General features: G+C 70.3%; 21 protein-coding genes. 5 read left to right on the top strand and 16 right to left on the bottom strand.

Annotation, left to right across the window (positions count from 1 at the left end; genetic code table 11):
- Positions 1–22: 22 nt before the first annotated feature.
- The 9 genes from BLR91_RS10560 to BLR91_RS10520 form a co-directional block, all read right to left on the bottom strand.
- Positions 23–670 carry an SGNH/GDSL hydrolase family protein gene (locus BLR91_RS10560; protein WP_089875376.1) on the bottom strand — a complete coding sequence of 216 codons (648 nt, stop codon included), beginning with the start codon at positions 668–670 and terminating at the stop codon, positions 23–25.
- Complete coding sequence (locus BLR91_RS10555) at positions 671–2,761, bottom strand: acyltransferase family protein (RefSeq protein WP_089875377.1); 2,091 nt, start codon at positions 2,759–2,761, stop codon at positions 671–673. It abuts the gene before it with no gap.
- 97 nt (positions 2,762–2,858) lie between these two features.
- Positions 2,859–3,917 (bottom strand): glycoside hydrolase family 130 protein, encoded by a 1,059-nt coding sequence (locus tag BLR91_RS10550; protein ID WP_089875378.1) that lies wholly within the window; start codon positions 3,915–3,917, stop codon positions 2,859–2,861.
- Complete coding sequence (locus tag BLR91_RS10545) at positions 3,914–4,939, bottom strand: hypothetical protein (RefSeq protein ID WP_089875379.1); 1,026 nt, start codon at positions 4,937–4,939, stop codon at positions 3,914–3,916. Before BLR91_RS10545 ends, BLR91_RS10550 begins: the two co-directional genes overlap by 4 nt.
- A gap of 39 nt (positions 4,940–4,978) precedes the next feature.
- Complete coding sequence (locus BLR91_RS10540; protein ID WP_018190557.1) at positions 4,979–5,890, bottom strand: carbohydrate ABC transporter permease; 912 nt, start codon at positions 5,888–5,890, stop codon at positions 4,979–4,981.
- A complete protein-coding gene (locus BLR91_RS10535; RefSeq protein ID WP_089875380.1) occupies positions 5,887–6,864 on the bottom strand; it encodes a carbohydrate ABC transporter permease in 978 nt (325 codons plus the stop codon). The genes BLR91_RS10540 and BLR91_RS10535 overlap by 4 nt, the downstream gene beginning before the upstream one ends.
- Positions 6,865–6,866: 2 nt before the next feature.
- Positions 6,867–8,159, bottom strand: a complete 1,293-nt coding sequence (locus tag BLR91_RS10530) for an ABC transporter substrate-binding protein (protein WP_089875381.1) — start codon at positions 8,157–8,159, stop codon at positions 6,867–6,869.
- Positions 8,160–8,196: 37 nt separating this feature from the next.
- The gene (locus BLR91_RS10525; protein ID WP_089875382.1) at positions 8,197–9,219 is read right to left on the bottom strand and encodes a LacI family DNA-binding transcriptional regulator; all 1,023 of its coding nucleotides are present in this window, start codon (positions 9,217–9,219) and stop codon (positions 8,197–8,199) included.
- A gap of 7 nt (positions 9,220–9,226) precedes the next feature.
- Positions 9,227–11,314 (bottom strand): hypothetical protein, encoded by a 2,088-nt coding sequence (locus BLR91_RS10520; RefSeq protein WP_089875383.1) that lies wholly within the window; start codon positions 11,312–11,314, stop codon positions 9,227–9,229.
- Between the two features lie 185 nt (positions 11,315–11,499).
- Between BLR91_RS10520 and BLR91_RS10515 the strand changes: the two genes are divergently transcribed.
- On the top strand, positions 11,500–12,621 hold the full coding sequence (locus BLR91_RS10515; RefSeq protein WP_089875384.1) for a baeRF8 domain-containing protein: 1,122 nt from the start codon (positions 11,500–11,502) through the stop codon (positions 12,619–12,621).
- Positions 12,622–12,858: 237 nt separating this feature from the next.
- On the opposite strand, the gene BLR91_RS10510 is transcribed toward BLR91_RS10515, so the two are convergent.
- From BLR91_RS10510 to BLR91_RS10500, 3 genes are read right to left on the bottom strand one after another with little or no spacing between them, the layout of a single operon-like run.
- Positions 12,859–13,365, bottom strand: a complete 507-nt coding sequence (locus BLR91_RS10510; RefSeq protein WP_089881437.1) for a DUF2017 family protein — start codon at positions 13,363–13,365, stop codon at positions 12,859–12,861.
- Positions 13,362–13,664, bottom strand: a complete 303-nt coding sequence (gene clpS / locus BLR91_RS10505) for an ATP-dependent Clp protease adapter ClpS (RefSeq protein WP_018190564.1) — start codon at positions 13,662–13,664, stop codon at positions 13,362–13,364. Before clpS ends, BLR91_RS10510 begins: the two co-directional genes overlap by 4 nt.
- Positions 13,661–15,436 (bottom strand): glycoside hydrolase family 15 protein, encoded by a 1,776-nt coding sequence (locus tag BLR91_RS10500; RefSeq protein ID WP_089875385.1) that lies wholly within the window; start codon positions 15,434–15,436, stop codon positions 13,661–13,663. The genes clpS and BLR91_RS10500 overlap by 4 nt, the downstream gene beginning before the upstream one ends.
- 29 nt (positions 15,437–15,465) lie before the next feature.
- Between BLR91_RS10500 and BLR91_RS10495 the strand changes: the two genes are divergently transcribed.
- On the top strand, positions 15,466–16,842 hold the full coding sequence (locus BLR91_RS10495) for a glucose-6-phosphate dehydrogenase (protein WP_197674294.1): 1,377 nt from the start codon (positions 15,466–15,468) through the stop codon (positions 16,840–16,842).
- 58 nt (positions 16,843–16,900) lie between these two features.
- Here the strand turns inward: BLR91_RS10495 and BLR91_RS10490 are convergent, their stop codons facing one another.
- Positions 16,901–17,362, bottom strand: coding sequence for a hypothetical protein (locus BLR91_RS10490; protein ID WP_089875387.1), 462 nt, complete (start codon positions 17,360–17,362; stop codon positions 16,901–16,903).
- 129 nt (positions 17,363–17,491) lie between these two features.
- Positions 17,492–17,710: a hypothetical protein gene (locus tag BLR91_RS10485; RefSeq protein WP_018190568.1), complete on the bottom strand. Its 219-nt coding sequence runs from the start codon at positions 17,708–17,710 to the stop codon at positions 17,492–17,494.
- A 62-nt stretch (positions 17,711–17,772) separates the two neighbouring features.
- On the opposite strand from BLR91_RS10485, the gene BLR91_RS10480 reads away from it, so the two are divergent.
- Positions 17,773–18,927, top strand: a complete 1,155-nt coding sequence (locus BLR91_RS10480) for an SLC13 family permease (RefSeq protein WP_089875388.1) — start codon at positions 17,773–17,775, stop codon at positions 18,925–18,927.
- Between the two features lie 78 nt (positions 18,928–19,005).
- On the opposite strand, the gene BLR91_RS10475 is transcribed toward BLR91_RS10480, so the two are convergent.
- Together BLR91_RS10475 and BLR91_RS10470 are read right to left on the bottom strand one after the other, a co-directional pair.
- On the bottom strand, positions 19,006–20,883 hold the full coding sequence (locus tag BLR91_RS10475; protein ID WP_089875389.1) for a YhgE/Pip family protein: 1,878 nt from the start codon (positions 20,881–20,883) through the stop codon (positions 19,006–19,008).
- The gene (locus BLR91_RS10470; protein ID WP_089875390.1) at positions 20,883–23,813 is read right to left on the bottom strand and encodes an MMPL family transporter; all 2,931 of its coding nucleotides are present in this window, start codon (positions 23,811–23,813) and stop codon (positions 20,883–20,885) included. The genes BLR91_RS10475 and BLR91_RS10470 overlap by 1 nt, the downstream gene beginning before the upstream one ends.
- Before the next feature lie 120 nt (positions 23,814–23,933).
- Here BLR91_RS10470 and BLR91_RS10465 point away from each other — a divergent pair, with 120 nt between their 5' ends.
- Both BLR91_RS10465 and BLR91_RS10460 read left to right on the top strand, forming a co-directional pair.
- Positions 23,934–24,620 (top strand): TetR/AcrR family transcriptional regulator, encoded by a 687-nt coding sequence (locus BLR91_RS10465; protein ID WP_020075056.1) that lies wholly within the window; start codon positions 23,934–23,936, stop codon positions 24,618–24,620.
- A 35-nt stretch (positions 24,621–24,655) separates the two neighbouring features.
- A complete protein-coding gene (locus tag BLR91_RS10460; protein WP_089875391.1) occupies positions 24,656–25,573 on the top strand; it encodes an SGNH/GDSL hydrolase family protein in 918 nt (305 codons plus the stop codon).
- Positions 25,574–25,716 lie beyond the last annotated feature (143 nt).

Raw genomic sequence — 25,716 nt, 5'->3', positions numbered from 1 at the left:
CCGCCGCGGGGTCCCGCGGGAGTCAGCCGCCGGTCACCGTCTCCACGATCGCCGCGCGGAGCACTTCGCCCGCTATGCGGCCACTTGCGGGGGTCGGGTGGATGCCGTCGACCGAGGTGTGCGGGCGCCACCGGCCGTCACCGGTCCTCACCTCCGTCCACGGATCGACCCACGTCCAGCCGGAGCGTCGGGCGAGGTCGCGGAGTTCCCTGTTGAGCTCGAGTGTCACGGCCGCCCGGTCGTCGTTCCGCGGCGCGACCGCCGAGAGGATACGCAGCGGAACGCCGGTCTTCTCGAAGATCGCGGTGATGTTCGTCAGCGTCCGCGGGTTCGGGCGGTCGTCGACCGGTGCATCGTTCGTGCCCGCCATGACGACCACCACCTGCGCGTCGGGAAGAGGGGTCACGTGGCGGAGGATGTCGGCGGTGGTGTCACCGTAATGCCGGTAGCCGCCCACGTCGGCGACGTCGCCCGTGGCGGCGGTGGCGACCCACGTCCAGTGCGTCGGCAGGCCGAAGCGGTCGGTGGAGGCGGTGATGGAGTCGCCGATCGCACCGAAGCGGATTCGATCGGTCTGTGGCACCGAGGTGCAGGAGGCGATGAGCAGCGGGACGAGGAGGAGGGCGGCCAACGACCGGGCGAGGCGATCCCAGCCGCGTCGCCCGTTCATTCATCCTCCGAGTTGCCGGTCGATGTAGGGGGCCAGAGCCGTGGCGTACTCCCTGCTGAGATGCGAGAAGTCGCGATAGACGATGACCGAACCGACCTGAGGGTAACACCACTGCTCGTCGCAGAACCGGTCGCGCAGGGCGATGCGGGTGACGTGGTGCTGCTGCTCGGCTTGTGTCGCGGCCTGGGTGATCACCATGGACGGCGGCAGGGCGGAGGCTCGCGGCACGGCGCAGGACATCGGATCGCTCGCGTGGCCGGCGAGGCAGGTCGGGACGGATGTCCCGATCGTGCGCGGGACATCCTCGAAGACGTAGACCCGCTTGCCGGAGGCGCGCCATCCCTCCCACTCGTCCAGGAATCCGTCGATGGCGGGATCGGCGAGCGGGTGGTCGGGCGGGGACGCGAACGTGTACGCGGACGAGAAGGATGCGGTGAACACGGCGCTGACCGTGGAGTCGGAGGCGAGGCGGGCGTTCAGGTTCTTCACCCACTGATGGCACGCCGCCTGATTGGCGTCGGTCGTCTCGTTGGGGAGGACACGCAGCGCCAGCGTTGCCGGGCACGAGGTCTTGACGTAGGAGACGACCTGCCAGCCGCGCTTCTTGCCGACGGCGTCGAGGGCGGGGATCCAGGCGGACGCGTGCGAGTCCCCGACGATCGCCACCTTCTTCGTCGCCTTCGACGCCGGAGCGCCGTACGAGCAGGTCACGAGCTCCGAGCCCTCGAATCCGGGCAGGCACAGCGGCTGCTCCTTCGACACCGCGACCGCGACCCGGCTGACGTCGACGGTTCCGGTGACCGGTGAGCAGGCGGCTTCGTGGGTGAGGGCGGCCGGCCCCTGGCAGGCGCCCGAGCGCGGTGCTGCCGCCACCGGGGTGCCGACGGTGGGAACGATGACGAGCACCGCGCTGAGCGCCACCACCGCGGCGCCACCGGCGAGCGCGAACCCGTAGGGGCGCCACCCGCTGCGGAGCAGACGTCCGCGCCGGACGGGATCCTCGACGGCGACCTTCGTCACCCAGGCCAGCGCTGTCGCTCCGATCAGGATGGCGATCTTCGTCTTCCAGCCCAGTGGATGCCCCAGGATGAACGGGAGGATGACGATCGCCGGCCAGTGCCAGAGGTACAGGGAGTACGAGACGTCTCCCAGGAACGTGGCCGGCCGTCGTGACAACCACCATCCGGGACCGTAGGGATGAGGGTTGCCGCAGCAGAGGATCAGCGCGACGGTCGCGCCGATCGGCACGATGGCGGTGAACCCCGGGAACGGCGTCGCGGCCGTGTAGGTGGTGGCCGCGAAGGCGAGGGCGCAGACCGCGGCCCAGGCGGTCAGGGTGGCTGCCGGGCCGCTGAACCGCCGGTCGGCCGCCAGAAGCGCCGCGAGACCGCCGGCCCCGAACTCCCAGACACGGGTCGGCGTGACGAAGTACGCCCCGGCGGAGTTCACGGCGGTGTAATAGATGGAGAAGGCGAGCGACAGGACGGAGATGACGGCCAGGCCGATGATGAAGACGGTGCGACCGGAGGTCCGAGACGTCGACTTCACACGTCGCCCGGCGATCCAGAAAAGGCCGATCAGGATGAGCGGCCACACCGCATAGAACTGCTCCTCGACGGAGAGGGACCAGAAATGCTGGGCCACCGTCGCGCTCTCGCTCATCGCTGAGTAGTCGACGGCGTTGGCGGCCAGCAGCCAGTTCTGGACATAGAGCGCGCTGGCGATCAGCTGCCGGGCCGACGCATCCCATGTCGTCGCGGGCGCCCAGAGGTAGACGGCGACGCACGACACCGCGAGCACCAGCAGGGATGCGGGGAGCAGCCGCCGGATGCGCCGCCCCCAGAACGTGGTCAGCGGAACACGCCCGGTGCGGCTGAAGTCGCGGAAGAGGTGCGCCGTGATGAGATAGCCGGAGATGACGAAGAAGACATCGACGCCGACGTACCCTCCGGTGAGGCGTTCGGGCCAGAGGTGGTAGAGCACCACCGCCAGGACGGCGACAGCACGGAGGCCCTGGATCTCAGGCCGGAACCCCGTTCCTGGCTTGTCCGCGGTCGCTAGGGCGGCGGACCGGTCCCGGGGTTCGTTCACGAGTTCTAAGAGTAGAGCACTCCGGCGGCTGATCGCGAATTATACGTTTTACATGTGCAATATGCATAATCCCCGCAAATCAGCGCCATGAGCGGCTTCAGACGGTCTCCCCCCGCTCCAGCAGAGCGACACCGATCTTCGAGTCCGCCATGCCGTAGAACACCCAGTCGCGGCCGTCCACCGTCTCGATGGCCGTCGGGAACACGACGTTCGGCACGATGCCGCTGCGCTCGTCCTCCGTCTCGGCCGAGAGCAGCGGTTCGGTGGTGCGGTCGAGCACCCGCCACGGCTCGTCGCCGTCGAGGATCATCGCGCCGGCGGCGTAGTTGACGTTCTTCTGCTGCGCGACCCCCGACTCCAGCCGGCCGGTGACACCGTGGTGGATGAGCAGCCAGCCTTCGGGGACGCGTCGCGGCGCCGGGCCCGCACCGATCTTGAGCTCCTCGAACGGGAACTCGGGACCCGCCAGGAACCGGTTCTGCCGCCAGCGGGCGAGCTCACGCAGGTCGCGCTGCACAGCCTCGACGGGGATGAACGCGATCCAGATGCTGGGCCGACTCTCGCCCGCGGGGGGATGCTCGCCCTCGCCCGGGCGGATTTCGCCCAGGTCCCACACCGGCCGGTGGAGCACGGCGAGGCTCGGGGTGCCGTCCGGCGCGGTGACCGGTTCGGGGAAGAACACGGTGTCCTTGTTGTGGAAGAGCGACAAGTCGATCCCCAGCTCGTCGTCGTACTCGAACGACACCGGGCCGAGCCGCCGCCAGGCGCGCAGGTCGTCGGAGACGGCGACCGCGGTGTGCGGGCCGAGCGGTCCGTAGGCGACGTACGTCATCACGTGCAGCCCGAGCGACGGGATGAACGTGATGCGCGGGTCCTCGACGCCCGCGTTCGAACGGCCGCGCTCGAAGGGGCGGTCCGGTTCGAGGACGACGCCCTGGCGTTCGACGGCGACCGGGACGCCGTCCTCCGTGATCACGCGGGCGAGGCCGACGCGCGAGACGTTGCCCTCGGCGACCAGGCGCGGCAGCAGGTACAGGTCGCCGTCGGGGCCGTGGCCGGACGCGGGGTTGAGGACCCCCTCCGCCTCGAGCGGGTCGCCCGCGACAGGGGTCATCACGACGCCCGCGCGCGAGAGCCGGTACGGGAACGCGCTCATGCGTCCACCTCCTTGTAGAAGTACAGTTCGCGGACCCCGGGCGGAGCATCCCATCCCTGGGCGAACGACCAGCGGCCGTCGAGCTTCTGGAGGCCGCCCCAGGCGAGCGAGCCGCCGCGGTTCAGCTCCAGTTGCGTGAACGGGTCGTCGAGCCGGTACAGCGCCTGCGCTGCGGCGAAGTCGCCGTCGGCGTCGGCGTAGAAGAAGTCGAGCACCAGGTGGTCGCCGTCGACGACGGCGCAGGCGACCTCGAACAGCGAGCCGGGGAGCGGCGACAGGTCGAGGTAGGGCTGCACGTCGAAGCGCCACTCGAGGCCGTCGGTCGAGCGTCCGACCGTGGGCCGGCCGCCGCATCCCTCGGACAGGAACATGAGGTACTCGCCGCCGATCCGCACCGCCCGGCCGTGCTCGTCGCGCGGGATCACCGCTCCCTTCGCCCAGTACTCCGAGACCTCGTAGGGGACGACGAGGCCGCGCTTCGTCCAGTGTTCGAGGTCGTCCGAGACCGCGCTCATGATGTCGACGGCGACGGATCCGTCGTCCCGTCGCCAGATCGCGTTGTAGAAGAGCACGTAGCCGGTGTCGAGGGCGTAGACCTTCGGGTCCTCGACGCCGAGCGTCTCGTTCGCGAGCGTCGGATAGAGGATCGGGTTGGCGGGGGAGTCGTGCCACACGCCGTCCCGCCGGACCGCGTGACCGATCCGGCTGGCGGTCGACTCCTTGCGCGGCGATGCCCGGTAGAACAGGTGCACGTCGTCGCCCCGCTGGATGACGGTCGGGTTGAAGACCGAGTCGCTCGTCCATCCCACCCCGGTGGGGTCGTCCCACTGGCCCTCCGGGCGGAAGGTCAGCGCGTCGTCACGGACGAACGGTCCGATCGTCCAGTCCGGGCGCACCGGGTAGTGCGCCGAGAACTGGTCGGTCGAGATGCGGTCGGTGAGGGCGTTGGTGTGCGCGAGCGCCTCGCGGTAGCTCGCCAGCAGGGCGTCGTGCTCCGCCGGAGCGGTGTGGACGGTGTCCATGGTCTCCCGTGGTTCGTTTCTGTGGATGGACGGGGTGGGTCAGCCCTTGACGGACGAACCCAGGTCGGTGGAGGTGAAGTAGCGCTGGAACACGATGAACAGCACGACGACGGGCGCGGCCAGCACGACGGCTCCGGAGAGGATCGCGCCGTACGGGTTCGCGGTGGACCCCGCGACCGTCGAGATGTAGTTCGCCAGCGAAACGGCCAGCGGCTGCAGGCTCGCCTCCTTGGTGATCAGGAACGGCCAGAGGAATTCGTTCCACGGGCCGATGAAGGTGAGCAGCAGCACCGTGACCAGGGCCGGACGCACCAGGGGCAGCGCGATCCGCCACAACAGACGGAACTCGCCGGCCCCGTCGACGCGGGCGGCGTCGAACAGCTCCTTGGGGAGCTGCAGGAAGTACTGCCGGAAGATGAGCACGGCCGCCGAGTTGATCGCGAACGGCAGGATCATCCCGAGGTAGTTGTCGGCGAGCCCGTAATTGCGTGCGATGAGCACGTACAGCGGGATCATCAGCAGCTGGAACGGGATGGTCTGCACGAGCAGTGCGAGGGCGAAGGTGACCCCGCGTCCGCGCCACTGCAGCACCGCGAGCGAGTACCCGGCCAGCACGCCGAACACGACCGTGCCCAGGAGCACGCCGCCGGTGAAGATCCCCGAGTTCACGAGGCCGGTCACCAGGTTGATGCGCGAGTTGATCTCGGCGTAGTTCTGCAGCGTCAGGTTGCCCGGGTTCGGGAAGGCGCCCGCGATCGTCGTGTCGGGGGCCGTCTGAAGCGACCCGACCAGCATGTAGTAGAAGGGGAACAGGAACGCGATAGCGCCGAGCGTCAGCACGATGCCCTGCAGGATCGCCTGCCCGCGGCTCAGCCGCCGCGGGGTGCCCAGGTCCCTCCTGCGCTTGGTCCGCGCCGGTGCGACGGCACGTGGGGTGGTCTCCGTGGTCATGACTCGTTCCTCCCTCCGACGAAGCGGTTCTGCAGCCAGCCGATGATGAGCACCCCGATGACGAGGATGACCCCGATCGCGGAGGCGTATCCCGGGTGGCCCTGCTGGATGCCCTGCTGATAGATCAGCAGCACCGGCGAGGCGGATCGGCCTTCCGGCCCGCCGCCTCCGGTGAGCAGGTAGGGCTCGGTGAACAGGTTCGCGCCGGTGATCGTCGCGAGCAGCAGGACCAGCACGGTCGCCGGACGCACGCCCGGAACGGTGACCGACATGAACTGCCGGATCTTGCCCGCGCCGTCGGTGGCGGCCGACTCGTACAGCTCGGTCGGCACGTTCTGCAGCGCCGCGAGGTACAGCAGGATGTAGAAGCCGAGACCCTTCCACGTGACGTAGATCGCGATGGACGGCATGGCGAGCGCCGGGTTCGAGAGCCAGCTCGGGCTCGGCGCCAGCGGACCGAGGATCTGGTTGACGAGTCCGTTCTGGCCGAACAGGAACAGCCAGACGGCGATGGTCGCCACACTCGCTGTCACGTACGGCACGTAGTAACTCACCCGCAGGAAGGTGCGGAACCGGACGATGCTGTTCAGCCCGGAGGCGAGAAGCAGCGACAGGATGACGGTGAGCGGCACATTGATGATCAGGAAGATGCCGACGTTGACGAACGACTGCAGCACCTGGGGGTCGGTGAACGCCTGGATGTAGTTGTCGAACCCGACGAACGGGCGATCCACGTTCGCCCCGGGCGCCGCGAAGAAGTAGTCGAAGAACGACATGTACACCGCGAAGCACAGCGGGAACGCGAAGATCGCGAGCACGAAGACGAGGTACGGCGCGCTGAACAGCCAGCCGAGCGGATTGGTGCCCAGGATGCGCTGCACGAGCGGCGGCCGGTGCGTGCGCCCCGACCCGGCGGCGGGCGAGGCGCCCGCCGCCGGCCGTGCGGTGTCAGAACCGCGGACGGAGGTGCTCATGGCTACTTCTGGGCCTGGAGCTTGTCGATCTTGTCGGCTGCCGCCTTGAAGACGTCCTCCACCGATCCGCTGCCGTTCACGACCGCCTTCGTGTAGGCGTCACGAAGAGCCTGCATCTGCGCGATCGTGTTCGTACCGGTCGGGTCGTCCACCGTGCGAGCGCTCTGCGCGCCGAACTCCTTGTACGCGGGGTGCGAGTCGAAGTACGACGCGTAGGTGGTGGCGAGGTCCTTGCGGATCGGCATCTGGCCGCTGACGTCGAGCAGTTTGCCGTCCTGCTCCTGGCTGGTCGCGAACTTCAGCACATCCCAGGCCGTTCCCTGGTTCTTGCACGAGGTGTACATACCGATGTTCTTCGCGTCCGGGAAGGTGTAGGTCTCGTCGGCCGACTTGCCGTCCTTGGTCGGGACGGGGACGGAGCCCCACTGGACCTTGTCGCCGTAGTACGCGATGGCCCAGGGGCCGACGATGGCCATGGCGGACTTGCCGTCCTGGAACGCGTCGCCCTGGTACTGCTCCTTGCCGGCGAGCCCATCGCTGTAGATGGTCTTCCAGAAGTTGGCGACATCCAGCGAGTCCTGGTCGGCGATGGTGGCCTTGCCGTCCTCGATGAAGGTCTTGCCACCGGTCTGGGCGGCGAGCAGCGGCAGGTAGTCGAAGTTCACCTGGAAGAACTCGCTCGTCGGGGCCGGGTAGATCGCGTACGGAGCTGCGCCGGACGACTTGATCTTCTGCGCGGCGGCCAGGAACTTGTCGTAGGTCGACAGGTCGGGCTTCTCGGGGTCGAGGCCGGCCTTCTGGAAGATGGCCTTGTTGTAGAAGATCATGACGGGGTTCTGCTTCCACGGCATCTGGTAGTAGTCGCCGTCGGCCGACTTGTACTGGGCCGCGGCGTCACCGCTGCGGGCCTCGATGTACTTGTTCCCGTCCGGGAACTTCGACAGGTCGACGAGGCCGCCCTGCTTCTGCCACTGGCCGGTGGCCGCCGGGAGGTTGTTGAACACCAGGCACGGCGTGGTTCCCGCAGTGATGGCGGCGCCGATGACCTCCTCGGTGCTCTTTCCGGCAGGCACCTCCTGCGCCTTGATCTTCTCCTTCGGGTGCGCGGAGTTCCAGGCCGAGACCATCGCCTTGCCCCACTGCACCTCCTGGGTGTTGTTGGAGTACCAGATGGTGATCGGGCCGTGCGCCTTCATGGCGTCCGTGCTGCCGCCTCCGCTCGAGCCGCACGCGGCCAGGGTGCCGGCGACGATGCCGGCGGTGATGAGGGAGATGGCGATCCTACGCTTTCGCATTGTCTCTGCCTTTCGGTGGGTGTGGGGGTGGGGTCGATCAGCCGGCCGACGGCGGGGCGGTGGATGCGCGCACCACCAGCCGGGCGGGCGGCAGCGCGACGTCGCCGGGTTCGCCGTCCTCCACCAGCCGCAGCAGCGCGGTGGCGGCGGCGGTTCCCCAGCCGGCCGGGTCGTTGTCGAGGGTGGTGAGGGAGGGGTAGACGAACGACCCGATGTGCGAGCCGTCCAGTCCGGTGATGGAGAGCTCGGCCGGGAGGTCGAGCCCTCGCTCATGTGCGACGCCCATCCCGGCGATCGCCATGGGGTCGTTCCCGTAGACGATCGCGGTCGGGCGGTCCTCTGTCTCGAGCAGGGCCTTCGTGGCCTCGGCGCCCTGCTCGGGAGAGAAGTCTGTGGTGACGACGACGGGGGAGATCCCGGCCGCCGCCGCGGCGAGCTCGAAGCGCTCACGCCTGCGGAGCCCGTGCAGCATCCGCTCGTCGCCCGAGACGTGGGCGATGCGGCGGTGCCCGAGCTGAACGAGGTGCCGGACGAGCTCGTCGATGCCGGAGTCGTAGTCGCGGGTGATGACGGGGAAGGGGCTGCCACCGGGCGGTTCGCCGAGCGACACGGCATAGGAGCCGAGCCGCGAGATCAGCGGGATGCGCTCGTCCGCGGCGAGGAGGTCGGTGAGCAGGAACCCGTCGACGCGCTTGTCGGCGATGAGCCGCTCATACGCACGCTCCTCGGCGGCGCGGTCGGGCACGACGGTCAGCACGAGCACGTTGCCGCGTTCGGCCAGCACGGTCTCCACTCCGGCGATGAACGAGGCGAAGAACGGGTCCACCTCGATCGTCCGGGGTTCGCGCCGCAGCACCAGCCCGAGGGCGTAGGCGCGCCGGGTGCTCAGACCGCGGGCCCCGGGATGCGGTGTCCAGCCGAGGTCGCGGGCGGTCTGCAGGATGCGCTCCCGCGTCTCGCTCGCGACCCCCGGCCGCGCGTTCAGGGTCAGCGACACGAGCGACTTGCTGACGCCCGCGGCGCGGGCGACGTCGTTGATCGTGACGTTGGCCGGACTCATGCGTGGCTCACTTCGGGGTCACCGTGGTGAAGCCGCCGGGGAGGACCACGATGATGCCGTGGGCTCCGACGGTCTGCGTGCGGCCGACCTGGCGGCCGGAGGAGTCGTAGCTGGTCGCGGTGACCGGGCCCGTCGCATCCAGCTTCTGCGGCACCGGCAGCTTCGTCGCGTTGACGTAGACGTCGAGGCTGCTGCTGCCCGCGAGTCCGAGGTGCGACACGACGGGCTGGACGAGCAGGGCATCCAGCCGTGCGGTCCCGGAGACGCGCGCAGTCACCGTCGTGGCCTGGGCGGGAACGGGGATGGGCAGGGTCTGCGGCAGCAGGAACACCGGGCTGGGCGCGATGCCCTGCTCACCGGGGCGGACGTTGTCGGTCCGGCCGAGGGGCAGCGTCAGGCGGCCGACCGAGGCGGTCCACGAGGTCGTGCCTGCTCCGCCCGGACCGAGGTCGGCGATCGGCAGGATGCGCGCCGCCGGGTGGCCCGTGGGAAGCGTGACCGTGACGGTGGAGCGGTCGGAGGCCTGCAGGTAGGCGCCGCCCGACCAGTTGGCCGAGCCCGTCCAGGCTGACGGCGGCGTGACGGTGGTGACGGTGCCGGTCGTCGTGCCGGACTCCGCCTCGACCACCGTCAGGCCCTGGGTCGCGGTCGTGCGGGTGAGGGCAGTGGCGGCGCGGGCGATGGCGGGATGCGCATCCAGCGCGAGCATGCTCAGCTGGGTGTGGATCACCGACTCGGCTCCGCAGTTGCGGTTCACGGTGCCGTCGGCCGCGATGCCGTCGACGCAGACACCGGTCGCCGGGTCGTAGGCCGGGACACCGGCGCGGTTGGCTCCGAAGTACCAGGCGGCCTGCGCTCCGGCCAGGGCGGCGAGCCCGCCGGCGCCGGTCGCGTCGGCCGCGGCGACGAGGCCCTCGAGACGCGAGTCGACGCCGTACGCGATCTGGGTGCGGTCGGCCGGGGTCGGCGTCCAGCCGTTGTCCGGTCCGCCGGTCGCGAGCAGCTGCGCGGTGAACTGGGCGAGGTCGGTGGTCGCACTGCGCTGCAGGGAGGCGTCGCCGAGGGTGGTCGACGCCGCGGTGAGGGCGGCGGGCTGCATCCCGGCCCAGGCGTGCCAGAAGGTGGGGGAGTTCGCCTCGGGCAGGAGGGCGCCGAACGGCCACTGGCCGATGCCGCCGCTCTGCAGCTTCGCGATCCCCTCCGAGTAGTGGGCGAGGGCGGTGCGCGCGGCTGTGTCCACCGGACGGGCGGAGACGTACGCGCTCAGGCCGAGCACGGCCTCCGCCGTCGCCCCGGCGCTGCCGACGATCAGCCAGCCGGGGACGGTGACGCCGTTCGCGACCTGCGTCTGCGGGTACTGGGCGAGCGACTGGCGGCCGAGGGCGCCGAGCGCCAGCTGCATGCGATCGCCGAGGAACGACGCGAAGGCGGGGTCGGCGTCGCGGAAGCCCGCGTAGCCCTCGCCGAGTGCCCAGACGGTGCGGGCGAGCCAGAACGACTCGGCCGAGTCGGACGGGTCGGGCAGCTCCTTCGGGATGGCGGACGGGTTGAGCGTGCCGTCGTGCTGCTGCCAGAGCACCACGTTGCCGGCGTTCGGGCCCTCCGTCGTCTGCAGGTAGGTGAGCGAACGGAGCAGTTCGTAGGCCGACGTGCGGCTGGATGCCGTGCCGTTCTGCTTCCAATCGCGGAGGTAGACGACCGCGGCGCGGGAGATGTCGTCGGCGTCGTACGCGCCCTGGGCGTACCAGCCGCGCGCGGCATCGGTGATCGGGCCGCCGCCGACGCGGTGGAAGGTGCCGTCGGACTGCCGGTCGGCGTACACCCAGGGGGCGCGGGCCACCGGCTCCTCGGCGGCACGGTACGTAGTGTGGCCGGCGACGCCCGCGAGGAGCGGGACATCGTCGAGCAGGAAGTCGAGGTGCGCCAGATTGGTGAGCTTCGGCGGTGCGGCGTCCGCGGTGGCGGAGGCGCTGCGGACGGTCGCCGGAGCGGTGGTCGCGGCCTGCGCGGGCAGGGCGACGGCGGTCACCGCCAGCGTCGCGCCCAGCGCGAGAGCGAGCGCAGCCCGCAGTGTCTTCAGTTCTCGGTTACGCATCGTCGCGACCCCTCATGGTGGAGCGGCCCCCGAGCGGGGGTCATTATCTAAACCGGTTTAAAGGACGGTAGGCGCGCTGGCGGCAAAAGTCAACGTGAGTCTTGTGAAGGCCCCTGTCGCGCGACGAGACTGGCCGCACCGTACCGCGATCGACCACGCCATGACGGCGGGGCAGGAGGACTTCCGTGGAGTACAAGGACATCCCGACCCAGGCCGACGTCGAACGGATAGCCGGCTTCCGGCAGCCCGGATGCGTCAGCGTCTACCTGCCGACCGGGACGACCCCGGCCGAGGCCGACCGCGCCCGCATCGAGCTGAAGAACCACCTGGCGTCGGCCCAGCGGGCACTCGAGAAGCTCGAGGTGCCGCGGTCGCGCATGCAGACCATCCAGGCCGAGGGGGAGCGGATCCTCGACGACCGCGACTTCTGGCGCTACCAGTCGCGGTCGCTCGCGGTGTTCCTCGACGGCGAGCTGGCAGAGACCTTCCGCCTACCGAACCGGCTGACCACCGCGTGCGAGATCGCGGACCGCTTCTACGTGAAGCCGTTGCTGCGTGCGCTCACGTTCCCGCAGACCGCGCTCATCCTCGCCCTCGCAGGCAACTCGGTGCGCCTGCTGCGGATCACGCCCGACCAGTCGCCCGAGCGGATCGACGTGCCGGGGATGCCGACGGATGCGGCCTCGGCCGTCGGGCTTCCGTCGATCAGTGGACGGCAGGCCGACGGGCGCATCCAGGGCTCCGAAGGGCACAAGGTGCGGATGCTGGAGTACGTGCAGGCGATCGAGCGCGCCCTGCACCCGCTGCTCGCCAACTCGACCGAGCCGCTCATCCTCGCCGCCGCGGAGCCGCTGCTGGGCATCTTCAAGGGGGCGGGGGAGCATCCGCACCTCGTCTCCGAGGTGATCGGCGGCAATCCGGAGGACAAGACCGACGAGGAGCTGGCGGCAGCCGCGCGCGGCGTGCTCGACCGGCTGTACGCGAGCAAGGTCGCCGCGCTCCGCGAGACGTACGAGGCGCGCATCGCCGCCGGGACGGCCCTCGTCGATCTCAGCGACATCGCGCGCGCCGCGACCTTCGGCGCGGTCGAGTCGCTCGTCATCGACATCGACCGCAGGGTGCCGGGCACCGTCGACGACGAGACCGGCGCGATCACGTTCGGCGATGACGACACCCCGGGCGAGTACGGCGTGGTGGATGAGATCCTCCGCCGCGCGCTCGCCTCGAAGGCGAAGGTCTATGCGCTCCGGGCGGAGGACGTGCCGGGCGGCGGCGCGGCCGCTGCCGCGGTCCGCTTCCCGGTCTGACGTCGCTCCGTGTGACCTCCCTTTCCGACGCCGTCGGAAACGGAGGTCATCGGGCCTGATCCCGGCCGCATCCCCTCCGTCCCCGGCGAAAAAACCGATCGACCGGGCGTTTCTCCTCCGTTTCCGGCGGCGTTGGAAAGGGAGGAGAAGGGAGACGACGCGCCGGCGCGAGGAGGGAAACGGAGGCTCCCCGGACCGGGTTTCGCCCGCATCCACCTCCGTTTCCGGCGGCGCGCGTCAGCGACGGGGACGGAGCGCCAGCACGAGGAACTCCTGCACCGCGGCCAGCCAGTCGTAGACCGCGCGCTGCATCGCCGACTCCTCGTCGTGGATGTCGCCCTCGTCGCCGTCCTCGTGGATGCCGAGCCGCGCCGCGAGGACCAGCCGGAGGTCGGTGATCGTCCGCAGCCACGCGCTCGCCTCGGCGTCGTCGAGCGCTACCTCGGTCCGTCTGCCGGCCGGCTCGCCGAGCGTCCGCGCCATCAGCCGCGCGTTGTGCTCCTTGCGGTCGGCGAGCCCCTCCGCGGTGAAGCGGCGGAACTCCGCCGACGCCTCCGGGTCGTCCGGATACGCGTCGGGCAGCAGGCGCCCGAGCGCGGGGTCCGCCTGCGGTCCGTCGGGGGTCGCGGCGGCACGCGCCAGCCCGGCCGCCTCGTCGGCGAGCGACAGCAGCAGCCGCGCTTCGTCCGCGGTGAAGGAGGCGACCACCCGACCGTCGCGCCGCCGCCGGTGGAACGGGATCACGCGTCCGCCTTCTGCAGCGTCGCCCACAGGCCGTACTCGTGCATGGCCTCCACGTGCCGTTCCATCTCCTCGCGGGTGCCCGTCGCGACGACCGCGCGGCCCTCCGTGTGCACCAGCATCATGCGCCGCTCCGCCTCTGCCTTGGGGAAGCCGAAGTACGTCTGGAACACGTAGGTCACATAGCTCATCAGGTTGACGGGGTCGTTCCAGACGATCGTCACCCACGGCGAGCCGAGTTCGAGAAGCTCATCCGTCTGCTCTCGCGTTCCGGTCTGCTCCAGAGTGCCGGCGTCGGTCATCCGGTTGCCTCCGCGATCGCGTCCGCTGCCCGCACCAGCGCCAGGTGGGTAAGCGCCTGCGGTGTGTTGCCCGCGTGGGAGCGGCCATCGACGTCGTATTCCTCGGAGAGCATACCGACATCGTTCGCCAGACCGACCAGCCGGTCCATGAGCCGCGTCGCGTCCTGAACACGGCCGGAGCGGGCGTACTGCTCGACCAGCCAGAACGAGCAGGCCAGGAAGGGATGCTCCCCGGGCGGCAGCCCATCCACTCCGGATTCGGTGCGGTAGCGCAGCAGCAGGCCGTCGCGCAGCAGATCCTCCTCGAGTGCGCGCACGGTGCCGAGCATCCGCGGGTCGTCCGCGTCGACATACCCGACCTGCGCCAGCTGCAGCAGCGAGGCGTCCACGGCGGTCGTGCCGTAGTGCTGCACATAGGTGCCGCGGTGCGGATCCCAGCCGTTCGCCTCGATGTCGGCGCGGATGGCGTCGCGCTCGCGCTTCCAGCGTTCGACCGGGCCGTCGAGGCCGTACTCCTCGACGCCGCGGATGGCGCAGTCGAACGCCGCCCAGACGAGCGCGCGCGAGTGCGTGAACTGCTGCGGCTTGTCGCGGATCTCCCAGATACCGTGGTCCGGGTCGCGCCAGTGCTGCTCCAGGTAGCCCATCAGCGCGCGCTGGAGTGCCCACGAGAAGCGGGTCTCGGCGTTTCCCGCGCGGCGGCCGCGGTCGAGGCCGAGCATCACCTCGCCGATCACGTCCGCCTGGAACTGAGTGGATGCGCCGTTGCCGATCCGCACGGGATGCGCGCCCTGGTATCCGGGCAGGCTGTCGATGATCCGCTCGGCGAGGTCGCGCTCCCCGGCGAGCCCGTACATGATCTGGACATCGCCCGGGTCGCCGGCGATCGCGCGGAGGAGCCAGTCGCGCCAGTGGTCGACGTAGTCGTTGTAGCCGTGATCGAGGAGCACGCCGATGGTGAGCGAGGCGTCCCGCAGCCACACGTAGCGGTAGTCCCAGTTGCGCTGACCGCCGAACGCCTCGGGGAGGGATGTCGTGGCCGCGGCGACGATGCCGCCGGTCTCCAGGTGCGAGAGCGCGCGGAGGAGGAGCAGCGACCGCACGACCTCGTCGCGGTACGGCCCATCGTGCGCACAGCCGCTTGCCCAGTCGGTCCACCACTCGCGGGTGTGCTGCAGCGCCTTCTCGACGTCGAGCGCGGGCGGGGCGTCGCGATGCGAGGGGAACCAGGTGAGCACGAGGTCGACGGTCTGGCCGGCGCGAACCGTGAACGACCCCTCATGCGAGTGGTTCGCCGCGTGCAGCTCGGAACCGCGCACGACGATCGCGTCAGGCCCGGCGACCGCGATGAGGGCGTGCGGCCGCTCGGACTTGTCCTGGCGGACCCAGGGGATGGCCGTCGCGTACCCGAACCGGATGCGCAGGTCCTGGCGCATCCGCACCGTGCCGCTGACACCGCGGACGCGGCGGATGATGTCGGCGCGGTGATCGCCCATCGGCATTACATCAACGACCTCGACCTCGCCGTCCGCGGTGCGCCACCGCGTGACGAGGATCATCGTGTCCTTCTCGTACTGACGCGTGCTGGTTGCCGAGGCGTCCTCCGGGGCGACGAGCCAGCGGCCGTGGTCCTCGGTGCCGAGGAGGGCGCCGAACATGGACTGCGAGTCGTAGCGGGGCAGGCACAGCCAGTCGATGCTTCCGTCCTTCCCGACAAGGGCCCCGGTGAAGCAGTCACTGATCAGGGCGTAATCCTCGATGGGGAGCGACATATTCCCAGTATGGACGTACTGTGAACGGCATGACGCAGTCCGTGGACACTCTTGTGATTCTCGGAGCATCCGGCGACCTCACGTCACGGCTCCTGCTCCCCGCCATCGGACAGTTGCTCACCGATCAGCCGGATCGCGCGTTCGCCCTGGTGGGTTCGAGCAGTGACGACCTCGACGACGACGCGTGGCGGAAGATCGTCACGACGTCGTTCGCGACGGTCGACGCGAAGGGGGATGCGGTGGAGCGTCTGCTCGCCGGCACCCGCTATGTGAAGGGCGACGCCACGAGCGCGGACGACCTGAAGTCGCTTCTCGCGAGTGTGGACGGCGTCCCGGCGCTGTACTTCGCCCTTCCGCCGGCCGTGACGGCGAAGGCGTGCGACGCGCTCGGCACGTTCGACCTGCCGAAGGGTCTCACGCTGGCCCTCGAGAAGCCGTTCGGCACGGACCGCCAGAGCGCCATCCGCCTGAACGCGCAGCTGGCGAAGCTCGTCCCGGAGGACCAGATCCACCGCGTCGATCATTTCCTGGGGCGTTCCAGCGTGCTCAACATCCTCGGCGTGCGGTTCGCGAACAGCATCCTGGAGCCGCTCTGGGACGGTCTGCACATCGAGCGCGTCGACGTCGTCTACGACGAGACGCTGGCCCTGGAGGGACGCGCGCGTTACTACGACGGCGCCGGCGCCCTCATCGATATGATCCAGAGCCACCTGCTGCAGGTCATGGCGGTGCTGGCCATGGAGCCGCCGTCGACGCTGGGCGAGGCGGACCTGCGCGACGCCAAGCAGCTGGTGCTGCGTGCGACGAAGGTGTGGGGCGGCGACCCGGTGACTGCGAGCAGGCGAGCCCGCTACGCGGCGGGGGAGATCGACGGCAAGACCCTGCCGGCCTACGCCGACGAGAGCGGCGTCGACCCGAAGCGGGAGACGGAGACCCTGGCCGAGGTCACGCTGCAGGTGGACACGTGGCGCTGGAAGGGCGTGCCGTTCACCCTCCGGTCGGGTAAGGCCCTCGGCAGCCGCCGACGCGAGATGGTCATCACCTTCGTGCCGGCCCAGCACGTGCCGACCGGGCTGAAGGGCGCGACCGAGCCGGCCCAGCTGCGGCTGATGTTCGCCCCGGATTCGATGTCCCTGGACATCAACATCAACGGCACCGACAACCCGTACGAGCTGGAGCGTGCCAGTCTGACCGCCGACTTCGGTCCCGGTGCGCTGCTGGCCTACGGCGAGGTGCTGGAGGGCATCCTCGACGGGGACCCGTCGCTGTCGGTGCGCGCGGACACGGCCGTGGAGTGCTGGCGGATCGTGGAGCCGGTGCTGACCGCGTGGCACGACGATCGCGTGCCGCTGGAGGAGTATCCGGCAGGGTCGGAGGGTCCGGAGGACTGGGCGCCGCTGAGTTGATCGGGGAGTGGGCTGATCCGGGAGTGGGTCGATCGGGGAGTGGACCGATCCGGCCGGCTCAGGCCGCGGAGCGGTGCGAGACGACCGGGAACTCGCCGGTGACCGGCTTGCGGAGGTCCGTCCACTGCGTGATCGGCGCGGGCTCCCAGCCGAAGGCGGCGGGCTCGGCCTCCGGCGTCGCAACCTCTGCGGCAGCGGTCTCGACGACAGGTGCGGCGGCCGCGGTCTCGACGACCTCGGCCGTGACGACGACGGGCTCGTCCGCGACGGCCGCGGCCAGGTGCTGCGGCTCGGTGAGGCTCTCACCGGCCTCGAGACGACGACGGGCCTCTGCGATCGCGGCGGCGATGCCGACCGAGACCGACTGGGCGAGGATCGAGTGGAAGATGGTGTCGGTGTCGTCGTGAGCGCGGCGGACCACAGTCCACTCGCCCTTCTCGCCGATGAGCTCCGCCACCTTGGTGTGCACGAGCTCGAGGATCTGGGCGTCCGTCAGCTGCGGAACAGGAGCCGCCGGCACTGCCGCAGCGTGTCGCCTCCGACCAAACATCGCGCACCCCTTCCAGGTTCACCGTTGTATACAAGTGTCCTGGACACATGTGTTGCGACACGGCGCAACACGCCGGGGATTTCGGCGGAAATCAGCGGGTCAACGCCCTTTTCGCGAACCGAGGGGGGTGGATTCGCGCTCGGACGCCTCCTTCGACTCCTGCAGCACCGCTCCGATCGCCAGCGTCAGCGAGATCGCCGCGTTGATCCACATCAGCGGGATGCGCCAGTCGCGCGGTCCGCTCTTGGACGACTGGATGGTGGTCCACAGGCCGATCGCCGCACTGATCACGGCTCCGTTGAAGAGGTACTTGCGCATGCCGGTCCTTTCGGGGTCGTCCCGTAGCGTACGCTTCCAAAGTCGGGACCGGGAGGAGGAGGATGCGCACCGCGATCGTGGGCGCCGTGCTCCTCGTGCTCGGCGGAATCGCCGTGGCCACCGGGCTGCTGCCCGTCCCTGAGGCCGTCGAGCTGTGGGACCGCGTGTGGCCCATCCTGCTGTTCGTCGTCGCCATCACGGTCGTGACGGAACTCGCGGCGGAAGCCGGCGTCTTCACCGTCCTCGCGCAGCAGACGGCGCGCTGGGGGCGGGGGCGCGCCTGGGTGCTCTGGCTGCTGGTCGTCGTGGTCGCCGCGCTCAGCACGATCTTCCTGTCGCTCGACACCACAGCGGTGCTGCTCACGCCCGTGGTCATCGTCATGGCGCGGCACGCCGGGCTCAACCCGCTGCCGTTCGCGTTGACGACCGTGTGGATGGCGAACGCCGGATCCCTGCTGCTCCCGGTCTCCAACCTCACCAACCTGCTGGCCCAGCACGCCATGGGCGACCCCACCCCTGCGGCCTTCGCGGCCCTCATGCTGGCGCCCGCGCTGGTGGCGATGATCGTGCCGATGGTCGTCGTGTTCGTGATCGCGCGGAAGTCGCTGCTGGTCCGGTACGAGACGGGCGAGGAGGACGGCATCGAGGACCCGGTGCTGTTCTGGATCTCCGGCGCCGTGGTCGTCGCGCTCGTCCCGCTTCTCGTCTCGGGTCTGCCGGTGTGGCTGCCGACGAGCATCGCCGCGGTCGTCCTCGGCGTGGTCTTCCTGTTCCGCCGCCGGCAGGTGCTGCGGTTCGGGCTGGTGCCCTGGCAACTGGTGCTGCTCGCCTCCGGCCTCTTCCTGTTCATCGAGGCGCTCCACGCAGCCGGCCTCGCCACGCTCATGGCGACGGTCTCGGGCACGGGGGAGTCGCCGCTGGCCCTGCTGCGCCTGTCGCTGACCGGGCTGGTCGGCGCGAACGCCATCGACAACCTGCCCGCATACCTGGCTCTGGAGCCGGTGGCCGACACCCCTGCGCGGCTGGCGGCGCTGCTGATCGGCGTCAACGCAGGTCCGCTGATCACGCCGTGGGCGTCGCTCGCGACCCTGCTCTGGCACCAGCGGCTGACGTCGTTCGACGTGGAGATCCGCTGGAGCCGGTACATGCTCCTCGGGCTGATCGTGGCGCCGGTCACGGTCGTCCTCGCGACCCTGGCGCTCTCGCTGACCGTCTAGCCCGGCCCCGACGGTCTGTGGGCCGCAACACGCCGTTATCGCCCGGCGATAACGGCGCGTCGCGCCCCACGGATGCGGCTACTCGGCCGGCAGCAGCTGCGCTGCGCGCACGACCCGGCGTCGGGCGACGGCGATCAGCGCGAGGGCGAACCCGAATGCGGCCCACAGCAGGAGCCCGCCCAGGCCACGCCAGGCGTCCGCCGAGCCGTCGATCGCCCCCTGCAGCGCGGTGATGGCCGGTGCGGTCGGCAGCCAGGGGAGGGCGGCGTCGAAGAAACCGGGAGCGGTCGACACGATGCCCGAGGCGAGGGTCACCACGACGACCAGCATCGACAGGAACCGTCCGACACCGCCGAGGAGGGCGACCAGGCCGTGGTTGACCGCGGCGAACGCGATGCCGGCGGCGGCCGCGAGTCCGGCGAAGCCGAACCAGTGGCCCGCGTCGACCGCGAGCGCCGGTGCCAGCACGGCAGCGACCAGCACGCCCTGCACGACGCCGAGTGCTGCGGCGGGGAGGAATCCGTCGAGCGCGATGCGTCCGGCCGCGCGCGAGGTCAGCAGCGCGCGGCGCGAGAGCGCCTGGAGCACGAGGAATGTGGCGAGCGCACCGAGCCACAGTGCGACGGAGGCGAACAGCGGGATGCTCGCCGTGCCGAACGCGGTCTCGCCGGAGGCCTTCTGCGTGACCGGCTCGGCCGCGACCTTCGCGAGGCTGGTCCGCTCGCCGCTGTCGTAGCTCGGGAGCTGCTTGACCGCGGTGTGCAGGCCCGAGGCGAGCGACGACGCGCCGGAGGCGGACTGGTCGGCGCCGGAGGCGAGGGCGGGGATGCCGTCGCTGAGCTGCTTCACGCCGGTCGCGAACTGCTGCGCGCCGTCCGCCGACTGGGATGCGCCGCTCGCCAGCTGCTGCGCGCCGGACGCCGACTGCGATACCCCGCCGGTGTACTGCCCGAGCTGGCCGGCGAAGGTCTGCGTGCCCGATGCGAGTCCGGCTCCATAGGCCTGCGCTGTGTTGAGGTCTTTCAGCTGCGCGGACAGCTGGGCGCACAGGGCGCCCACGGCGGGGTCGGCCGGCGGCGCGCAGTTCTGCGCGACGGCCGCATTGATCCCGTTCGTCGCGGTGGTGAGACTGGAGGACATCGTGGCGGCCGTCCCCGCGAGCTGTTGTGCACCTCCGTCGACCGCCGCGCCGTTGGACGCGAGCGTGTTCAGCCCGTCGGCGAGCCCCGATGTTCCGTCGGACAGCTGCGAGATTCCGTCGGCGAGCGACGACGCGCCCGTCGAGAGCTGCGCTGCGCCGTCCGCGAGCTGGTGCGTGCCGCTCGCCAGCTGTGTCAGGCCGCCGGCGAGCTGGTCGGCGCCCGTCGCCGCCTTGCCGAGCTGCTCGCCGAGGGTGTTGAAGCCGACGTAGACGTTCTCGATGTACGTGGAGGTCAGCTGCTTGTTGAGCACGGAGGTCGCCGTCGTCGTGACCGCCTGGCTGATGGCCGGGTCGACCAGCTTCGAGTCGGGACTGGTGCGGACGTCGATGGTGGCCTGCGTGGCGTCGGCCGCGGCTCCCGCGGTCGAGGTCGCCGCCTTCGAGAAGTTCTCCGGGATGGTGACCACCGACACGTACTCGCCGCTGTTGATGCCCTTGTCGGCATCCTTCTTGTCCGTCAGCACCCAGGTGAAGTTGTCGTTCTTGGAGTCGAGGAGGCCGGCGGAGAGCTGACGGCCGAGCGGCACCGTCTGCCCGTTCACCGTGACGGGCTGGTCGAGGTTCACCACGGCCGCCTTGACGTCGTGCAGGCGCTCGGTCGGGTTCCACAGCGCCCAGACGAGCAGCCCGCCGATGGTGATGGGGACGAGCAGGAGGCCGACGATCGTCAGCCAGGTGACGCGCTTGTCGGAGCGCATGCGCTCCAGCGAGAACAGCGAACGCGGGCGGCGGAGGCGGGAGGAGGGGGTGGTCATCAGGCGTTCGTCTTCTCGAGGTGGGCGCCGTGCTCGGCGCGGTCGGGGTCGGTGAGGTCGGGAGCCGTGACGGCGCGCGGGCCGGGGCCGGCAGAGAGGTCGACCTCGGTCGGTTCGGCGCTCTCGGGCAGCAGATCGTCGAGGCCCGCGGGCTCGACGCAGCTGACGACGAGCGCGAACGGGCGCTCCTCGACCCGGGCGCGGCTCAGCGCCGCGGTCAGTTCTGCCCGGATGCGGCGGCGTTCGATCGGGTCGGTGACGGAGTCGACGGCGTCGAGGGCCAGCAGCTGCGGGCGGCCGGCGAGCGCGTGGCGGAGGTCCTCCACCGGCGTCTCGGCCGCATCCAGCCGCACGATGGCGGTGCGCGAGCGGACGGCGGCGCCCCGGACGGGCAGCACCAGGCCCGCGACCTTGACGGTTCCGCCGTCGACCGGCGTGCGGCCCGTGACGGCCATCAGCAGCGCGACGGCCGCCGTGCGGTCGTCGCCGTGCACGACGAGCACCTCGCCGTCGGCGAGCCGGAAGGACACGTCGCCCACCAGGCGCCGCTTGCGGGTGCTGACGGTCAGCCCGTCGGCCGCGGCGACGAGGTTCTGCCCGCCCACCGGCCAGTTCGCGAGCTCCAGCTCCTTCTGCAGGCCGTCGCCCTCCACGTCGAACGAGGGGAGGATGCGGTCGAGCCAGCGCGGCATCCACCACGCCTTCTCGCCGAGCAGCTGCAGCACCGCCGGGACGAGCGTCATCCGGACGATGAAGGCGTCGACGAACACGCCGACGGCGAGGCCGAGCGCGATGGGTTTGATGGACGCGTCGCCCTCCGGGACGAAGGCGGCGAACACAGAGATCATGATGATCGCGGCCGCGGTGACGACCTTGGCGGAGCTGACGAACCCGCTCTGGATGGCGCGCCGGGCGTCGCCGCCGTGCACGTAGTCCTCGCGCATGCGGCTGACCAGGAACACCTCGTAGTCCATCGCGAGCCCGAACAGCACGCCCATCAGGATGATCGGCATGAACGAGATGATCGGCCCGGTCTTGTCGACGTGCAGCAGGTCGGCCAGCCAGCCCCACTCGAACACGACCGTGACCGCTCCGAACGCGGCGCCGACCGAGAGCAGGTAGCCCAGTGCGGCCTTGATCGGGACCGCGATCGAGCGGAACACCATCGTCAGCAGGATGAGGGAGAGCCCGACCACGAGGATGCCGAAGGGCAGGAGCGCGCCGGCCAGCCGCGACGACACGTCGATCTGGGCGGCGGTGTTGCCGGTGACCTTGAGGTCGACGCCGTACTCGTCGAGGAAGTGCTGGTGCTTCGCGCGGATCTCGGCGACCAGGTCGGCGGTCTTCTGGTCGTTCGGCCCGGTGGTCGGGACGACCTGCACGATGCCGGTGTCGGCGGTCGCGTTCGGCGTGGCGAGCGGGACGGAGGCGACGCCGGGGAGGTCGGCGATCTCATCCCCGATCTTCGTCATCAGACCGACCGGGTCGGTGCTGGAGATGATCGAGCCGGTGACGATCAGGGGACCGTTGTAACCGGGGCCGAAGTGGTCGGAGACGAGGTCGTAGGCGACGCGCGCCGGAGCGCCCTCGGGCTGCGAGCCGGCGTCCGGAAGCGCGAGCCGCAGCTGCAGGGCGGGAAGGGCGGCGATCCCCAGGGCGACGATGACGGCGACCACGGTGACGATCGGGAAGCGGATGACGGCACGCACCCAGCCGCGGAAGAACCCGGGCGGGATGTCGGCCTTCGCGGCGTGGGCGAACGACGGGGCGGACGCATCCACGGAGGCATCCACGGGTTCGGGGGAGTCCGCGGCGGAAGGAGCGGCCTGTGCCGTTCCAGCCTCCGTCGCCCCCTCGACCGCAGCCGCCGTCGCCCCGCGCTTCGCGGCGCGCGCCGCCTTCCGGCGACCCGGCGTGAGCCGCGCCCCGGCGAAGCCGAGCAGCGCGGGCGTCATGGTCAGTGCGACGAGCACGGCGACCGCGACGCCGACGGATGCCGCGATGCCCATGGTGGTGAGGAACGGGATGTTGGCGACGGCGAGGCCGGCCAGGGCGATGATGACCGTGATGCCGGCGAACAGCACGGCGGATCCGGCCGTCGCAACCGCCCGCGCGGCGGACTCCTCCGGCGGCACCCCCGACTTCAGCTGCGCCTGGTGCCGGGAGATGATGAAGAGCGAGTAGTCGATGCCGACGGCCAGGCCGAGCATCAGGGCGAGCATCGGCGTGGTCGACGAGATGGAGCCGAAAAGCGTCGCGATGAAGATCAGGCACATCGAGATGGCGACGCCCAGGATCGCGGTGAGCAGAGGCATCCCGGCCGCGAGGAACGAGCCGAACGTCAGGATGAGCACGACGAGCGCGATGAGCACGCCGACGAGCTCGATGACCGAGAGTGTCGGCAGGTTCTGCGAGAACAGCTGACCGCCGACGGCCGACTTCGAGCCGTCCGGCAGCTGCTTCGCCAGATCGGCCCCCGCATCCTTGACGGCCGTCTTGGTGGCGTCGGTGACCGTGGTCATCTGGCCCTTCAACTGGACCGTGATGATGGCCGCCGAGCGGTCGTCGGAGATCAGGTTCTTGACCTGAGTGGAGTAGGGCGAGCTGACGCCGGAGACACCATTGACGTCCTTCAGCTGGTCGACCGTGTCCTCGATCGGCTGCTTGATGTCGCTGTCGTCCACCGTCTGGCCGTCCGGCGCGACCACGACGATCTGGGCGGTGGTGCCGCTGACCTGCGGGAAGGTGCGGCTCAGCGTGTCGAGTGCCTCTTGCGACTCGGTGCCCGGAATGCTGAAGCTGTTGTCCGTGCCCTGATTGAAGAGGAGAGCGCCGCCGCCGAGGAGGGCCAGCAGGCCGATCCAGACGATGACGACGAGGGCGCGGGCGCGGTAGGCCCACCGGCCGACCGAATACAGGAGCGAGGACACGCGTTCTCCAGTGGATGAGTACCGAAAAGGGGTGAGGAGCGGTTCGATACACCTTTGTATCCGTACACGACCGTATCGGATACACTCCTGTATCGATAGCTCCTTCAGGAAGGTTTCAGCTTGGACAGCACGACTCTCAGCGAGGGCGTCACCACCGGCGTTCCCGAGGACATCCCGGCCGAGTCGGCGCGGCGTCAACGCACCCGCGCGCGCCTGCTCGACGCGGCCTTCGACGTGTTCGCGGAGCAGGGCGTCCGCGCCGCCAGCGTCGAGACGATCGCCGAGGCGGCCGGCTTCACCCGCGGCGCGTTCTACTCCAACTTCTCCAGCAAGGAGGAGCTGTTCTTCGCGCTGATGGAGCGCGAGAAGACCATGCGGCTCGAACAGCTGAACACCGGCGTCGCGCAGTTCCTGGCACCGCTCGTCGGTGCCGGGGGAGCCGGGCTCTCCGACGAGGATGTGCTGCAGACCATCACGCACATCCTTGAGCTGCAGTCCGACGACCGGCGATGGTGGCTCGTGCAGGCCGAGTTCCAGCTCATGGCGCTCCGCGACCACGCCATCGCCGCCGACTACCTCCGCTATCACGACGAGTTCTTCGCCGACCTCACCGAGATCGTCGTCGAAGCGCTCGCGAGCGCGCGGCGCCGCTTCACGATCGCCCCGGAGGAGGCCGTCCGCGTGATCGCCGAGCTGTGCGCGAGCGGCGAGGCCCGCGCGGTGCTCGCCGGGGACGAGCGGACGTTCACCGAGCGGCTGTCCGAGTCGGTTCCCGCGATCCTGCTGGCGCTGACCGAGCGCGTTTGAGCGTTCGCCAAGCGTCGGCGACTACCCTCGATGGGATGCGACCCGAAGCATCCCGGACCTCCCGTGCGCCCCTGCGCGCGCCGCGCTCCTCGCGTGTGCTCTGCTCGGTCGCACTGCTCGCCGCGGCGGCCGTCCTCACGGTCCTGACGGCGTGCTCGTCCGCGCCGACCAGCGCCGACACGCCGCATGCCGAGTCGACCGCCGTCCCGACGCCGACGGCGACTCCCGACCCGTTCCCCAAGGAGCCGCTCACCGCATCCACCCGGTACGTCGCCCTCGGCGACTCGTTCGCCGCGGGCATGGGCGGCGGCGACGAGAAGGGGAAGTGCCGGCTGAGCCCGCGCGCCTATCCCACCGTGTTCGCGCGCGACGCCGGCATCGACCTCGTCGTCAACGCGGCCTGCGCCGGGGCCACCACCTCCGACCTCCTGAAGCACCAGCTGATCGCGCTCGACGACCGTACGGACCTCGTGACCGTCAGCATCGGCGGCAACGACCTCGGCGTCGCCGCGATCGCAGGGGACTGCGCGGCGGGCAAGGCCACGGCGTGCCGCAACGAGGTCACGGCCGCCCTCTCGCTGCTGAACGTGCTGCCCGACCGGCTCGACACGGTCTACAGCGCGATCGCGCAGTCCGCGCCCAACGCGCGCATCGTCGTGACCGGCTACACCCTCCTGTACGACGCGTCCGACCCGAACGCACCCGACTTCGGCACGGCGGCGGCGATCAATGCCGCGACGCTCGGGCTGAACGAGGTGATCCGCCAGGCGGTCGACGAACAGAGGGCGGCCGGCAAGGCGATGACCTACCTTCCCGTCGACTTCGCCGGACACGCGATCGGCGATCGGAAGCCGTGGCTCAACACGACCGGCCCGGACGTCTTCCACCCCACCGGCGCCGGATACGCCGAATACGCGAGCCGGCTCATCCAGCTGCTCGGGAAGGCGCACTAGCCGCGAACGCCCCCTGAGGGGGCTCGGAGGACGCTGGTACCCTGGCTGGTGTCCACGTCCCGACCCCTCGAGGGAGTTGACCCACCATCACCGCAACGCCTGAATCGACGACGACCGCCGCGAGCACCACCGAGAACGACGAC

Source organism: Leifsonia sp. 466MF (genome assembly GCF_900100265.1).
In the GTDB taxonomy this organism is placed as follows: Bacteria; Actinomycetota; Actinomycetes; order Actinomycetales; family Microbacteriaceae; genus Leifsonia.
This window is presented reverse-complemented; position numbering and strand designations above follow the sequence as displayed.